The following is a 14631-nucleotide window of genomic DNA, read 5'->3' on the forward strand; positions in this document are numbered from 1 at the left end:
CAGTGCGGAATGCAGCCCTAGATTCTGCCGCAATCGGGCCTTCGGCGCTGTGCCGGAACCGGCGCTCAGACTGCCGAAGTTTCCTCGGCGATCCACTGCCGCAGCTGCTCGCGCGATTCGCGCGCCAGGGTCAGGAAGCGGAAGCCCACCCAGGCCTGGCCGGGTGCATGGGTCTGCTCGCTCCACAGCAGGTGCACGCCGACATCGATCAGCAAGGGCTGCCCCTGCGGGCCGGTGATGGTGAACTGCAGCTGGTAAAGCGCGTCGTCCTGCATCGGCACCGAGGCCAGCATCAGCATGCCGGTTTCGGAGACATTGCCCAGCCGACCGATCACGGCCTCGGCCATCCGGTCGGTCACCGGCACCAGCTCGGCCACCTGGCGGCGGGGTGCGCGTCGGGTATCGGGCGAGGTCATTCGGCGTTCTCCGCAGGGGTGCCCGCCAGCGAACGCAGCGTACGCAGCGTGGCCTGCCAGGCGCGGTCGATCAGCCGACCCTTGTCTTCAGTGACGATCCGCACCTGGCCGTGCGCCATCAGCCGTGCCAGTGCGTCCAGGGAGTGTTCGCCGACTTTCTGTCCGCGCTGATTGACGAACAGGGCGTTGTCGGTGATCAGGCTGTACCAGGACAGCCGCTGACGGCGGACATCCCCCTGCTGGTTGGTGGTGAACTCGAACCAGGTGCCGAACGGCAGCGTGCGCAGCTGGCGATAGCAGTCGTCCTCGGCCGTGCTGCGGGCCAGTGGGGCGACCCTGCGTGGATCGCTGGCCTCGGCCTGTTCGCCCAGGCGTGTGCGTGCGCGCAGGCGGGCGGTGAGTTCGGTACGCGAGCTGCTGTCGTCCGCACCGCCGGGCGTGGACAGCCGGCGCGCGATCGCGGCCGCTTCGTCCTGGTGGTAGCCGACCTGCAGCAACGCGGACTCGACCTGGGTGCCCAGCGCCTCGTCGCGTTCGGCCGCACCCGGCGCCAGGCAGGTGACCTCGGCGATCCGGGTGGTTTCCTGCTGGCGCTGCTGCCACTGCGGCGAGGTCTCGCCGTTGCGCAGCAGGGTGAGCGTAAGTACGTCCGACCACGCCTGTTTCAGCAGCGCCTGCACGAAGCGGGGCGGCGCGGCCTGCGTGCAGAGCTGCTCGATGCTGGCGCTGGCCTGCTGCTTGGCTGCTTCCAGCCGCTCCTTGCCGCGGGCCGCTTCGACATGACGGCGCTCGGCCAGTTCGGCCTTGTGGGCGAGGGCGCGGAAGTGCTGCTGGATCTCTTCGTTGGCGGTGTCGAACACGGCGACGTCGCCGTCGTATTCGTTGACCACCTGATCCACGGCATGCCCCAGCTTCTGCACCAGCTGCGGATCCACGTCCTCCTCGCCCAGCCAGTTGGCGCCGGCCTCGGCCACCGCATTGAGCAGTTCGCGCGCGGGGTGCTGGTCGCGCACGAAGAAGGCCGGGTCGGACAGGGCCGCGCGGGCCACGGGGACCTGCAGACGGGTCAGCAGGTCGGCGGCCACGGCCTCGGGCCGGACCTCGCGCTGGATCTGCCCGTACAACATGTCGAGCAGGTCGAAGGTGTCGCTGTCCTTGACCGTCAGGGCCGCGTGCGCGCCATGGTCGGCGCGGACCTGGGCGAGCAGGGCGTTGTGCAGGTCGGCCATGCTGCGGCGGGCCCCGCCCGGAGCGACGGCCTGGCTCTGCAGCCTGGCCAGCGTGGCGTGCACGGCTTCGGCGGGCACGGCCAGTGCGGCGGGGGATTCGGGGGCGAGAAACGCACTGTCGGTGGGTTGCCCGGACTGCCCGGACTGCCCGGGCAGCTCGCTGGTCGCCGCGACGGCCTGCGCGGCCATCGCGTCGCCGCCCGGCACCGTGCCGGCGGCATGCGCCTGGCGGGCGGCGCCGAGCAACTGGTGCAGGGCCGACATCGCCGGGGCACCGAGGTCCGCCGGCGCAGGCGCGGTGTTGCTGGCCGGTGCAGAGGCGGACGACGGTGCAGGTGCAGGTGCAGGTGCAGCGCCAGCGTCACCGCCGGGCGCGCTCCAGCCCGGGCCGGCAGCCGGCGCCGTCATCGCCATGGCCTCCTGGGTCATCGCCGCCCAGCCGGCGCGCGGCGCGCCGCCGTTCCAGCCGGTCAGCGGCCGCGCGGCGGCCCCTCCGCGTGCGCCGGGCAGGCCGCGCTCGGGCCCGGTGATGATCCGGCGCGTGGTCGCCGAGCGCGCCAGGTACGGGGTGGACACCAGCCCGGGCAGCACGCCCTCGTGCGCGAGCAGGATGTTGGCGCGCTCCAGCAGTTCGCCGAGCCGCTCCAGCAGCTGCCGGTCGAATACGCGGTACAGCGCCAGCTGCGTTTCCAGCCCCAGCGCGAACTGTTCGCCCAGCTCGCGCACGATCCGGCACAGCGCCTGCGGGCCGAACGGCAGGTCATCGGCATCGAAGGCGGGTCCGGCGGCGAGCACGCCGAAGCGCTGGCCAAGCAGCTGCAGGGCGCTGGCCGAACGTTGGGCTTCGCGGCGGATGATGTCCCCCAGCACGATGTCGCGGTCCACGTCGGTGTCGTTGACCAGGGTCAGCGCGGTCGCCGGGACCGAGACGTCAGTCGGCACGATGCGCTGGGTATGGCGCGGACCGCGCAGCGTGGCCAGGCTGTCGGCCAGCGCGTCCAGGAAGCGCGGGCCGAACTGCGCGTTGACCTCGTGCAGCTGGCGGGCCTGGGCAAAAATGTCGGCCTGGATCTGGCTGTTGCGCGCCCGTTCGGCGTCGCGGAACAGTTCGCGCTCGAGCTCCACGATGGTCAGCTTGAGCGGGGCGGTAAGGGTCTGCACCGCCAGCCCGTGCAGCGCGGCCAGCAGGCGGCGCACGCGCGGCGGTGCGGCCACGTCCGCGAAGCGGGTCATGTCGGGCTGGGACGACGAAGGTGCGGGCGCAGACATCCGATGTTCTTCCAGCTCCCCTGAGAACACGGAATCTAACGGTTTCGCGGGGAGCCGGCCAGCGGCCGGCACTACCAGCGCATGCGGGGAGCCGGCCGGCGCATAGGCGGGGAGCCGGCCAGCGGCCGGCACTACCGCCTGAGGCAGGCGCCGTCCTTCAGGGCAGGAACAGCTCGACCACGTCGTTGGTGAAGCGGCGGCCCAGTTCAGTCGGCGTGGCGCGGTCGCCGCTGACGGTCATCCAGCCGTTGGCCACGGCCACGCCCAGCGGCGCGGCGATCTGCGCCCGGTCCAGGCCGGTGCGCGATTCGAAATCCTTCAGGCCGAACCCTTCATGCAGGCGCAGCAGGTTGAGCATGTACTCGAACGGCAGGCGATCGGCACTGATCACATCGTCACCGCCGATCGAGGCCGCGGTACCGGCGGTGTCCATGAAGGTCTGCGGGTGCTTGTGCTTCCAGCGGCGCAGCACGTGCTGTTCGGCACCGCTGCTGATCTTGCCGTGCGCGCCGGCGCCGATGCCCAGGTAGTCGCCGAAGCGCCAGTAATTGAGGTTGTGCTGGCTCTGCCGGCCGGCCCTGGCGTAGGCACTGACCTCGTACTGCGCGTACCCGGCGTCGGCCAGCATCTGCTGGCAGTGCTCCTGGATGTCCCACGCCGAATCCTCGTCGGGGATGCCCTGCGGCGGCCGCGCGAAGAACACCGTGTTCGGTTCCAGCGTGAGCTGGTAGTGCGACATGTGCGTCGGCTGCAGCGCGAAGGCGCGCTCCAGGTCATGCTCGGCCTGGGCCAGCGTCTGCTGCGGCAGCGCGTACATCAGGTCGATGTTGAAGTTGTCGTAGCCGGCGTCCTGCGCCAGTTTCACCGCACGCTCGGCCTCGTTGCTGTCGTGGATGCGGCCCAGGCGCTTGAGCGCCTCGTCGTTGAAGGTCTGGATGCCGAAGCTGATCCGGTTCACCCCGGCCGCGCGGTAACGGTCGAAACGCCCGTGCTCGGCGGTGCCCGGGTTGGTCTCCAGGGTCACTTCCAGGTTCGGCGCGAAACGCAGCCGGGCCGAGGCGGCCTGCAGGAAGCGGTCGATCGCCTCCGGCGGGAACAGGCTGGGCGTGCCGCCACCGAAGAAGACACTGCTCACCACCCGGCCCCAGACCAGCGGCAGGTCCTGGTCCAGATCGCGGATCAGCGCATCGATGTAGGCCTCGAACGGCAGCTCGCCCTTGGCCGCATGCGAGTTGAAATCGCAGTACGGGCATTTGCGCACGCACCAGGGAAGGTGCACGTACAGCGCCAGCGGCGGCGGCACCAGCCGCGGGGCGTGGTCGTGGTCCCCCGAACAGGCTTCGCCGGGCAGGTGGGAGCAGTGGTCGTGTGACATCAGAGCAGGTCGGGCAGCTTCTGCTTGAGCAACTGCAGCGCCTTGGCGCGGTGGCTCATCGCGTTCTTCAGGTCCGGCGCCATTTCCGCGGCGGTCTGTGCCAGCACCGGGTCCAGGAACAGCGGGTTGTAACCGAAGCCGTGGCTGCCGCGCAGTTCATCGACGATCACGCCTTCCCAGCTGCCTTCGCAGATCAGCGGCTGCGGGTCATTGGCATGGCGCAGCAGCACGATCACCGCGTAGAAGCGGGCGCTGCGGCGCTCGGCCGGTACGTCGCGCATCGCCTCGAGCAGCTTGGCGTTGTTGGCCGCATCGTTGGTCGGGCTGCCGGCATAGCGCGCGCTGTACAGGCCGGGCGCGCCGTCGAGCGCATCCACGATCAGGCCCGAATCGTCGGCCAGCGCGGGCAGGCCGGTGCTCTGGCAGGCATGGCGTGCCTTGATCAGCGCATTTTCGACGAAGGTCAGGCCGGTTTCCGGCACGTCGCTGACGCCCAGTTCGCCCTGCGCCACGATCTCCAGCGGCAGGCCGCTGAGCATGGCCTGCAGTTCCTTCAGTTTGCCGGCGTTGCCGCTGGCCAGGACCAGTTTCATTGCTTGGGCTCCAGCAGATCCCACGTATTGCCGTACAGATCGCGGAATACCGCGACCGTTGCGTAGACCTCCTCGCGTGGGGTTTCGAGGAAGGTCACGCCACGCGCGGTCATCGCCGCGTGGTCGCGCCAGAAATCATCGGTGTTCAGGAAGAAGCCGACCCGGCCGCCGGTCTGGTTGCCGATCCGCGCGCGCTGTTCGTCGTTGCTGGCGCGTGCCAGCAACAAGGCGGCCGCGCTGCCGTCGGTTGGCCCGACCACCACCCAGCGCTTGTCGCCCTGGTCGATGTCATCGATCAGGCTGAAGCCCAGCGCGCCGGTGTACCAGGCGATCGCTTCGTCGTAGTCGGCCACCACCAGGGTGGTCAGGGCGATGCGACGGTTCATGCCTGGGCCAGGGCCGCCTGCTGCGCGGCGAACAGATCCTTGATGCCCTTCTCGGCCAGTGCCAGCAGCGCATCCAGCTCGTCGCGGCGGAAGGCATGGCCTTCGGCGGTGCCCTGCAGCTCGATGAAGCCGCCGCCGTCGTTCATCACGACGTTCATGTCGGTATCGCAATCGCTGTCTTCGGCGTAATCCAGATCCAGCACCGGGGTGCCGCGGTAGATGCCGACCGAGACGGCGGCGACCGCACCGAAGATCGGGTTGCGCTTGATGTCGCCGCGCTTGATCAGGAAGTTCACCGCATCCACCAGCGCCACGTAAGCGCCGGTGATCGCGGCGGTACGGGTGCCGCCATCGGCCTGCAGGACATCGCAGTCGAGCGTGATGGTGCGCTCGCCGAGCGCGCCGCGATCGATGCAGGCGCGCAGGGTGCGGCCGATCAGACGCTGGATCTCCAGCGTGCGGCCCCCCTGCTTGCCGCGGGCGGCTTCGCGATCGTTACGGGTGTGGGTCGAACGCGGCAGCATGCCGTACTCGGCGGTCACCCAGCCTTCGCCCTTGCCACGCAGGAAGCCCGGCACGCGGTTTTCCACGCTGGCCGTGCACAGCACGCGGGTCTCGCCGAAGCTGACCAAAACCGAGCCCTCGGCGTGACGGGTGAAGGCGCGCTCGATGCGCACTTCGCGCAGCTGGTCGGCCTGGCGGCCGCTGGGACGGGAATCAGTCATGCTCAAGTTCCGGTAAGACGGGGGGATGCGGGGCCACGCCCGGGCCGGGGACCGGCGGGCGAGGAGGCTCTGAGGAGATCGCTAGGGTACCATTTGCACTTTGAGAGCACCGGAAACCCGCATGATTCGAAGCATGACCGCCTATGCCAATGGCGAGCGCGCCACCCGCTGGGGCACGCTGGCCTGCGAGCTGCGCTCGGTCAACCACCGGTTCCTGGAGGTCGGCGTGCGCCTGCCCGAAGAACTGCGTGCGTTGGAGCCGCACCTGCGCGAGCGCGTCGCTTCGCGCTGCAGCCGCGGCAAGATCGATCTGGTCATGCGCCTGCGCGCGCCGGAGGTCACCGGTGCCCTGGTGGTCAACGATGCGCTGCTGGGCCAGCTCGGCGAGCTGGCGACCCGGTTGTCCTCGGGCTTCCCGAGCCTGCAGGTGAGTTTCACCGAGCTGCTGCAGATGCCTGGCGTGATGCAGGGTGAGGCGGTCGATGCCGCCGCGCTGCATGCCGAAGCCCTGGCCCTGCTGGATACCGCGCTGGACGGCTTTGTCGCCGCGCGTGAGCGTGAGGGCGACAAGCTCGCCACCGCGATCCAGGAACGCGTGGACAGCATCGAGCGCATCGCCGCCGAGGTCACCACCCTGATCCCGCTGATCCGCGAAGGCCAGCGCACCAAGCTGGCCGCCCGCCTGGCCGACCTGCCGCATCCGGTCGATCCCGGCCGGGCCGAGCAGGAGCTGGTGATGTGGCTGCAGAAGCTGGACGTGGATGAGGAACTGGACCGCCTGGGCAGCCACATCGCCGAGATCCGCCGCGTCTTCACGCAGCGCGAGCCGGTCGGCCGCCGCCTGGACTTCCTGCTGCAGGAGTTCAACCGCGAGGCCAACACGCTGGGCTCCAAATCCGTGGACAGCCGCACCTCCAATGCCGCCGTCGAGCTGAAGGTGCTGATCGACCAGATCCGCGAACAGGTGCAGAACATCGAATGAGCAGCCAGACCCCGCCCGTCGGTGCGCCTGCACGCGGCACCCTGTACATCGTGGCCGCGCCCTCCGGCGCCGGCAAGAGCAGCATCGTCAACGCCACCCTGGCCCGCGACCCGCAGATCGCCCTGTCGATCTCGTTCACCTCGCGCGCCACCCGCCCCGGTGAAATCAACGGCGAGCACTACCACTTCGTCAGCGCCGAGGAATTCGAATCGATGATCGCCGCCGGCGACTTCTTCGAGCATGCCTGGGTGCATGGCGACTGGAAGGGCACCGCGCGGCAGTCGGTCGAGCCGCAGCTGTCGGCCGGCCAGGACGTGCTGCTGGAGATCGACTGGCAGGGCGCCCAGCAGGTCCGCCAGCTGGTGCCGGGCACGGTCACCGTGTTCATCCTGCCGCCGTCCAAGCAGGCGCTGCAGGACCGGATGCGCAAGCGCGGGCAGGACAGCGAGGCGGTGATCGCCCAGCGCCTGGCCGCCGCGCGTGAAGAAATGCTGCACTTCAACGACTTCGACTACGTGATCGTCAACGAAGTCTTCGAGACCGCGGTGGATGAACTGTGTGCCATCTTCACGGCCAGCCGCCTGCGCCGGGAGGCCCAGAAGGTCCGCCACGCGGGCCTCATCCAGGCCCTGCTGACCCAGGACCCGCCCACAAACGACTGATTCCAAACGGGGTGCTAGCCGGTTGGCTTGATTTTGTCCAGCCCTGGCCGGTACAATCCGTCCCCTTTCCCTCATTCGATTGAGCAGCCCTCACCGGCTGCCGGGAGCCCGCATGGCCCGCATCACCGTAGAAGATTGTCTGGAAGTCGTGAACAACCGTTTCGAACTGGTCATGATGGCGTCCAAGCGCGCCCGTCAGCTGGCCAATGGCGTCCAGGCCACCCTGGACAACAGCGAAACCGAAGACAAGCCGACCGTGCTGGCGCTGCGCGAAATTGCCGCCCGCAAGATCGACAACGCCCTGATCGACGAAGTCGAGAAGGCCGAGCGCGAGCGTGCCGAGCGTGAAGCACTGGAATGGGCCGCTGCCGAAGTCGTCGCCGACGAAGACATGTCCAAGAACGACGACTGATCGCCTCGCGCGCCCGTTGTTGTTGCTGCGAACAGCCCGCCTTTTGGCGGGCTGTTTCGTTTGTGCCGCCATTGGCTGCGGTCGGGGTGTCCTGTTGCAGGTGAAACTCCCTGTTCAGGGATTTGCCGATATCACGCCGCTGGCATAGTCTTTGAGCATGAACCCAGGCCCCACTGCCAAGGTCGCCACGCCCGCCGGCGCGGCCGTACCCGACTATGTCCTCCAGCTTGAGCGCGCAGCGCACTATCTGCCGCCCGATCAACTGCCGCTGCTGCGCCGTGCCTGGGAAGTAGGTGCGGCCGCGCATGCAGGCCAGACCCGCAAGTCGGGCGAGCCCTACATCACCCATCCGGTCGCCGTGGCCCAGGTGCTGGCCGAGCTCGGCCTGGACGTGGAGGCGTTGATCGCCGCGATCCTGCACGACACCATCGAAGACACGCCGCTGACCCGCGAGGAGCTGGCCGCCGAGTTCGGCGAAGCCGTGGCCGAGCTGGTCGATGGCGTGACCAAGCTGGACAAGCTGAAGTTCCGCGATCGGCAGGAGGCGGCGGCAGAGAGTTTCCGCAAGATGCTGCTGGCGATGTCGCGCGACCTGCGCGTGATCATGATCAAGCTGGCCGACCGCCTGCACAACATGCGCACGCTGGGCGCGCAGAGCCGCGAGGCCCGCGGCCGCATCGCCCGCGAGACGCTGGAGATCTACGCCCCGATCGCGCAGCGGCTGGGCATGAGCCTGGTCAAGAGCGAGCTGCAGAACCTGGGCTTCAAGGCGCTGTACCCGTGGCGCCACGCGATCCTGGAAAAACACATCCGCAGCCAGCCGGTGGTGCGCCGCGAGGCGATGGCGCAGGTGGAGGTCCAGTTGAGCCAGCGCCTGGCCAAGGAAGGGCTGGAGCACCGCCTGGTCAGCCGTATCAAGACGCCGTGGAGCATCTACAACAAGATGTGCGACGAGAACAAATCCTTCGATCAGGTGATGGATGTGTTCGGGTTCCGGTTGGTGGTGCGCAACGTGCCCAACTGTTACCACGCGCTGGGTTCGGTGCATGCCACGTTCAAACCGCTGGATGGGCGTTTCCGCGATTTCATCGCGATCCCCAAGGCCAACGGCTACCAGTCGCTGCATACGGTGTTGTTCGGGCCATACGGTTCGCCGATCGAGGTGCAGATCCGCACCGAAGAGATGGACCTGATCGCCGAGCGCGGCGTGGCGGCGCACTGGACGTACAAGTTCGGTGGCGATTCGCCCAACAGCGCGCAGAGCCGCGCACATGCGTGGATCGTGGAACTGATCGACTCGCAGCGGGCTGCCGGCTCGTCGCTGGAGTTCCTGGACAACGTCAAGGTGGACCTGTTCCCGGACGAGGTCTATCTGTTTACGCCCAAGGGCAAGATCCTGGCCTTGCCGCGTAATTCCACCGCGCTCGATTTCGCGTATGCGGTGCATACCGACGTGGGCAACATGGCGGTGGCCTCGCGGGTCGACAAGAAGCTGGTCCCGCTGCGCACGAAACTGGTCAGCGGGCAGACGGTGGAAGTGATCACCGCCCGTTCGGCCACGCCGAAGCCGCAGTGGCTGGAGTTCGTGGTCAGTTCGAAGGCGCGTACCGCGATCCGTCACCAGCTCAAACAGCTGGAACACGAGGACGCGGTGCAACTGGGCCACCGGATGCTGGACCGCGCGCTGGAGGCGATGGACAGCTCGCTGGAGCGCCTGCCGAAGGGGCGCCTGGATGCCTTCCTGGCCGAACACCGGTACCCGCGCCTGGAGGCGCTGCTGGCCGAGGTGGCACTGGGCAACTGGATGCCGAACCAGGCCGCGCAGGCACTGATGGCGTATGCGGAGCTGCGCGGCGGGGCGCATTCCAAGCATTCGCAGGAAAAGATCCTGATCAACGGCAGCGAGCGCGGGGTGGTGAGCTTCGCCAACTGCTGCCAGCCGATCCCGGGCGACGACATCATGGGGTACCACACGGCCGGCAAGGGCATCGTGGTGCACCGGCTGGATTGCCCGAACCTGGCGGAGCTGCGCAAGTCGCCGGAGCGCTGGGTGCCGATCGGGTGGGATACGACGGTGTCGGGCGATTACGATACGTCGCTGATCGTGGAGGTCGAGAACGGGACCGGCGTGCTGGCACAGTTGGCGGCGGCGATCGCGCAGAGCCATTCGAACATCGAGCGCGTGGATTATCTGGATCGCGATTTCAATGCGGCGGTGCTGTGCTTCAACGTGCAGGTGCGTGATCGGAACCATCTGGCGGAAGTGATGCGCAGGCTGCGCCGTCTTTCGGTGGTGCAGTCGGTACGGCGGCAATAATCGCCCCGGCGACCAGCCGGATGACGACATCCCGGTAGATCCACGCCACGCGTGGATGCGCTCCGTTCCGGCCCGCTGAGCCACGCATGGCGTGGCGTTACCCGTTCCGGCGGTACAATTGCGTTCCCCCTTTTGAACCGTGGAGCTCCCATGTCCCGTCAGATCATCACCAGTGCCAAGGCCCCGGCCGCCATCGGTCCGTATTCGCAGGCCGTGCGTGCGGGCAATACCGTGTATTTCTCGGGCCAGATTCCGCTGGATCCGGCCACCGGTGAGATCGTCGGTGTGGGCGATATCGAGGCGCAGGCGCGCCGTGCGTTCGACAACCTGAAGGCCGTGGCTGAAGAGGCCGGTGGTTCGCTGGATCAGATCGTCCGCCTGGGCCTGTACCTGACCGATCTGGGCGAGTTCGCCAAGGTCAATGCCGTCATGCAGGACTACTTCAAGGCGCCGTTCCCGGCCCGCTCCACCATCGAAGTCGCGGGTCTGCCGAAGGCCGCCAACTTCGAAGTCGATGCGGTGATGGTGCTCGACCAGGCCTGACGTGGCGCGGTCACGGGCTCCTGCACCGGCGCTGGCCGCGGCCGGGGAGGCATCGTTGTCGATGCTCTCCGGTATCGGGCCGGCGGTGGCGATCAAGCTGGCCGCCCGTGGCCTGTCTTCGCTGCAGGACCTGTGGCTGCATCTGCCGCTGCGCTATGAGGACCGTACCCGGCTGACCACCATCGCGGCGCTGCAGCCGGGGGTGGCGGCACAGGTGGAGGGGCGGGTGAGCGCGGTCGAGCGCGGCTTCCGCTATCGGCCGGTGCTCAAGGTGGCGATCGAGGATGATTCGTACGGCACGCTGGTGCTGCGGTTCTTCCATTTCCGCGCCCAGCAGGTGTCGCAGTTCGCCGTGGGCACGCGGATCCGCTGCTACGGCACCGCCAAGCCCGGCCATCACGGGCTGGAGATCGTCCATCCCAGTTATCGGGTGATGGGCGGCAATGAAGAGGATGCGCTGGGCGACAGCCTCGATCCGGTCTATCCGGCGGTCGAAGGCGTGGGCCCGGCGACGATGCGGAAGTTCATCGGGCTGGCGCTGGACAGGTTGCCCGAAGAATCGACGCTGGAATTGTTGCCCGCCGGCTGGTTGTCCGGCCTGGGCCTGCCATCGCTGCGCAGTGCGCTGTTGACCGTGCATCGGCCACCGCCGGACGCGGATCTTGCCGCGCTGGCCGCAGGCCGCCATCCGGCGCAACGTCGGCTGGCCATCGAGGAATTGCTCGCCCACCACCTGAGCCTGCGCCGCCAGCGCATGGCGTTGCAGGCGCACCACGCGCCATCGCTGCGCGGGCAGGGCCTGCTGGTGGCACAGCTGCGCGACAGCCTGCCGTTCCAGTTGACCGGTGCGCAGCAGCGCGTGTTCGAGCAGATCCGCAAGGACCTGGCCAAGGCGCACCCGATGCTGCGGCTGGTGCAGGGCGATGTCGGCTCGGGCAAGACCGTGGTCGCCGCGTTGGCGGCGATGCTGGCGGTGGAGCGGGGCAAGCAGGTCGCATTGGCCGCACCCACCGAGCTGCTGGCCGAGCAGCACATGAACAATCTGCGCGCCTGGCTGGAGCCGCTGGGCGTGCGCACGGCGTGGCTGGCCGGCAAGGTCACCGGCAAGGCGCGCACCAAGGTCCTGGCCGAGGTCGCCTCGGGCGAGGCCCAGGTGGTGGTCGGGACGCATGCGCTGATGCAGGACAGCGTGGTGTTCAAGGACCTGGCACTGGCCATCGTCGATGAGCAGCACCGTTTCGGTGTGCACCAGCGGCTGGCGCTGCGCGACAAGGGCGCGGACGGGCGCAGCGTGCCGCACCAGCTGGTGATGACCGCGACCCCGATCCCGCGCACGCTGGCGATGTCCGAGTACGCCGATCTGGACGTCTCGGCGATCGACGAGCTGCCGCCCGGGCGTACGCCGGTGCAGACCGTGGCGCTCAACAATGACCGCCGTCCGGAGCTGATCGAGCGCATCGCGGTGGCCTGCCGCGAAGGCCAGCAGGTGTACTGGGTCTGCACGCTGATCGAGGAAAGCGAAGAGCTGGACGCGACCCCGGCGCAGGCCACGTTCGAATCGCTGCAGGCGCTGTTGCCGGGCGTGCGGGTGGGGCTGGTACATGGGCGGCTGAAGGCGAGCGAGAAGCTGGCCACGATGGTCGCGTTCAAGGCCGGCGAAATCGATCTGCTGGTGGCCACCACGGTCATCGAGGTCGGCGTGGACGTGCCGAATGCGTCGTTGATGATCATCGAGAACGCCGAGCGCCTCGGCCTGGCCCAGCTGCACCAGCTGCGCGGCCGGGTAGGGCGCGGCTCGGCGGTGTCGCGCTGCGTGCTGCTGTACCAGGCGCCGTTGTCGAACATGGCGCGTGAGCGGCTGGAAACCATGCGGCAGACCAACGATGGCTTCCTGATCGCCGAGAAGGATCTGGAGCTGCGGGGGCCCGGCGAGCTGCTGGGCACGCGGCAGACCGGCCTGGCCGGGTTCCGCATGGCCGATCTGGCCCGCGATGCGGATCTGCTGCCGGGCGTGCACGCGCTTGCCGAGCGGCTGCTGGTGGAGGCGCCCGAGGTGGCCGATCAGGTGGTGCGGCGCTGGATCGGCACGGCCGTGCGGTACGCGTCGGCATAGCGCGCCGCCAAGCGGAGTGGGCGGGCACCGCCTTGTATTTGTCATGGCAGGGTGCGAAAGTCCCTTGCCGATTATCAAGACGGCAACGATGAGCAAGAAGATTCCGCTGTTGATCGACACCGACCCGGGTGTCGATGATGCCCTGGCCCTGTTGATGGCCTTCGCCGATGAGCGCCACGATATCGTTGGCCTGACCATCGCCGCCGGCAACGTTGGCCTGGACCACACGGTCCGCAATGCCCTGAAACTGTGCGAAGTGGCTGGCCGCGAAGACGTGCCGGTCTACGCCGGTACCGCCGATCCGCTGCTGCACCCCTCGGTCGATGCCGCCCATGTGCACGGCGCCGATGGCTTTGGCGACGTCAACCTGCCGGCCGCCAAGCGCCAGGCCGAGGCCGAACACGCCGCCCTGGCGATCCTGCGCCTGTCGCACGAATACGCCGGCGAACTGTTCCTGGTCGCACTCGGTCCGCTGACCAACCTGGCCCTGGCCCTGAAGCTCGACCCGACCCTGCCGCAGCGCGTGAAGCGCTTCCTCGTGATGGGCGGGGCGGTGACCTGCCACGGCAACATCACCCCGGCCGCCGAGTTCAACATTGCGTTCGACCCGGAGGCGGCGCACATCGTGTTCACCGGCTTCCCGCACATCGAAGTGGCGGATTGGGAAGCCACCGTGGCCCATGGCCTTCTGCATGCCGATGTGGAGCAGTGGCTGGCCGCGGACAGCGACAAGGCCCGTTTCTACGAGCTGATCTCGCGCCAGACCCGCCTGTGGTCCGAAGACAGCCGGGGCGAGCGCTGGTACGCCGCCGATGCCCTGGCGATGGCCTGGGCGCTGCAGCCGGAAGGCGCGCTGCGGGTCGAATCGCGTCCCCTGAACGTGGAACTGGCCGGTGTGCACAGCCGGGGTGCTACCATTGTCGACTGGAACCGCCAGACCGGGCAGCCGGACAACACCCAGCTGCTGATGGCCTACGACCAGGGTCGCTTCGAGACCCAGGTGAGGGCGGCACTCGGCGTCTGACGACGCCGCTGCGGCGGACCTTTCGCACGGTTGATGGACCCGGCTTGCCCTTTGCGGCGGCCGGGACTATAATGCCGCTCTTGACCACCAGCCCTTATTACGGTGCGCGCCCATGAAGGCCGATATTCATCCTGCTTACCGCGACGTGGTTTTCCACGACGTTACCTCTGATTTCAAGATCCTGACCCGTTCGACCATGTCCACCAAGGACACGATCAAGTGGGAAGACGGCAACGAGTACCCGCTCGTCAAGGTTGAAATCTCCTCGGCTTCGCATCCGTTCTACACGGGCAAGCACAAGGTGATCGACACCAGCGGCCGTATCGACAAGTTCCAGAAGCGTTTCGGCAAGCCGGCGCCGACCGCAGCCTGATCTGTCGACGCAACTGCTTGAAAACAACGGTCGCCTTGGCGGCCGTTGTTTTTTGTTGTTTCCGGATTGCTGAACGCCAGGTGAGGCCCACACGCCCCGCCGACGGAACGCTGTGTCCGTGACGCCGCGCCAGCCCTTGTGCGCGCTGGGATGACGCCTTCCGCGCGATCCGGAACCTGCGTCTACGACTTCCGTCCTAGGGCGTCGAAAAT

14 protein-coding genes are annotated in these 14631 nt (G+C 68.2%); 8 read left to right on the forward strand and 6 right to left on the reverse strand.

Annotation, left to right across the window (positions count from 1 at the left end; genetic code table 11):
* Positions 1 to 65 precede the first annotated feature (65 nt).
* The 6 genes from HDC96_RS11995 to rph form a co-directional block, all read right to left on the reverse strand.
* Entirely contained in the window at positions 66 to 416 is a 351-nt protein-coding gene (locus HDC96_RS11995) for a PilZ domain-containing protein (RefSeq protein ID WP_179460173.1), read from the reverse strand.
* Entirely contained in the window at positions 413 to 2914 is a 2502-nt protein-coding gene (locus tag HDC96_RS12000) for a DUF1631 domain-containing protein (RefSeq protein ID WP_179460174.1), read from the reverse strand. The genes HDC96_RS11995 and HDC96_RS12000 overlap by 4 nt, the downstream gene beginning before the upstream one ends.
* A gap of 157 nt (positions 2915 to 3071) precedes the next feature.
* Positions 3072 to 4289: a radical SAM family heme chaperone HemW gene (gene hemW, locus HDC96_RS12005; protein WP_257018702.1), complete on the reverse strand. Its 1218-nt coding sequence runs from the start codon at positions 4287 to 4289 to the stop codon at positions 3072 to 3074.
* The gene (gene rdgB, locus HDC96_RS12010) at positions 4289 to 4882 is read right to left on the reverse strand and encodes an RdgB/HAM1 family non-canonical purine NTP pyrophosphatase (RefSeq protein WP_179460175.1); all 594 of its coding nucleotides are present in this window, start codon (positions 4880 to 4882) and stop codon (positions 4289 to 4291) included. Before rdgB ends, hemW begins: the two co-directional genes overlap by 1 nt.
* Complete coding sequence (locus tag HDC96_RS12015) at positions 4879 to 5268, reverse strand: VOC family protein (RefSeq protein ID WP_179460176.1); 390 nt, start codon at positions 5266 to 5268, stop codon at positions 4879 to 4881. The genes rdgB and HDC96_RS12015 overlap by 4 nt, the downstream gene beginning before the upstream one ends.
* Positions 5265 to 5993, reverse strand: coding sequence for a ribonuclease PH (gene rph / locus HDC96_RS12020; RefSeq protein ID WP_176988322.1), 729 nt, complete (start codon positions 5991 to 5993; stop codon positions 5265 to 5267). Before rph ends, HDC96_RS12015 begins: the two co-directional genes overlap by 4 nt.
* Positions 5994 to 6114: 121 nt before the next feature.
* Here rph and HDC96_RS12025 point away from each other — a divergent pair, with 121 nt between their 5' ends.
* The 8 genes from HDC96_RS12025 to HDC96_RS12060 all read left to right on the forward strand — a co-directional run bounded on the left by HDC96_RS12025 (position 6115) and on the right by HDC96_RS12060 (position 14419).
* Positions 6115 to 6975 (forward strand): YicC/YloC family endoribonuclease, encoded by an 861-nt coding sequence (locus tag HDC96_RS12025; protein WP_179460177.1) that lies wholly within the window; start codon positions 6115 to 6117, stop codon positions 6973 to 6975.
* Complete coding sequence (gmk, locus tag HDC96_RS12030) at positions 6972 to 7637, forward strand: guanylate kinase (protein ID WP_176988324.1); 666 nt, start codon at positions 6972 to 6974, stop codon at positions 7635 to 7637. Before HDC96_RS12025 ends, gmk begins: the two co-directional genes overlap by 4 nt.
* A 112-nt stretch (positions 7638 to 7749) precedes the next feature.
* Positions 7750 to 8049: a DNA-directed RNA polymerase subunit omega gene (gene rpoZ, locus HDC96_RS12035; RefSeq protein WP_005410877.1), complete on the forward strand. Its 300-nt coding sequence runs from the start codon at positions 7750 to 7752 to the stop codon at positions 8047 to 8049.
* Positions 8050 to 8206: 157 nt separating this feature from the next.
* The gene (locus HDC96_RS12040; protein ID WP_179460178.1) at positions 8207 to 10366 is read left to right on the forward strand and encodes a bifunctional (p)ppGpp synthetase/guanosine-3',5'-bis(diphosphate) 3'-pyrophosphohydrolase; all 2160 of its coding nucleotides are present in this window, start codon (positions 8207 to 8209) and stop codon (positions 10364 to 10366) included.
* Positions 10367 to 10516: 150 nt separating this feature from the next.
* Positions 10517 to 10909: a RidA family protein gene (locus tag HDC96_RS12045; RefSeq protein WP_176988327.1), complete on the forward strand. Its 393-nt coding sequence runs from the start codon at positions 10517 to 10519 to the stop codon at positions 10907 to 10909.
* Between the two features lies 1 nt (position 10910).
* The gene (gene recG / locus HDC96_RS12050; protein ID WP_179460179.1) at positions 10911 to 13022 is read left to right on the forward strand and encodes an ATP-dependent DNA helicase RecG; all 2112 of its coding nucleotides are present in this window, start codon (positions 10911 to 10913) and stop codon (positions 13020 to 13022) included.
* An 88-nt stretch (positions 13023 to 13110) separates the two neighbouring features.
* Positions 13111 to 14046 (forward strand): nucleoside hydrolase, encoded by a 936-nt coding sequence (locus HDC96_RS12055; RefSeq protein WP_176988329.1) that lies wholly within the window; start codon positions 13111 to 13113, stop codon positions 14044 to 14046.
* 112 nt (positions 14047 to 14158) lie between these two features.
* Positions 14159 to 14419, forward strand: coding sequence for a type B 50S ribosomal protein L31 (locus HDC96_RS12060; RefSeq protein WP_019183873.1), 261 nt, complete (start codon positions 14159 to 14161; stop codon positions 14417 to 14419).
* Positions 14420 to 14631 lie beyond the last annotated feature (212 nt).

The organism is Stenotrophomonas sp. JAI102 (assembly GCF_013409105.1).
GTDB lineage: Bacteria > Pseudomonadota > Gammaproteobacteria > Xanthomonadales > Xanthomonadaceae > Stenotrophomonas > Stenotrophomonas maltophilia_AA.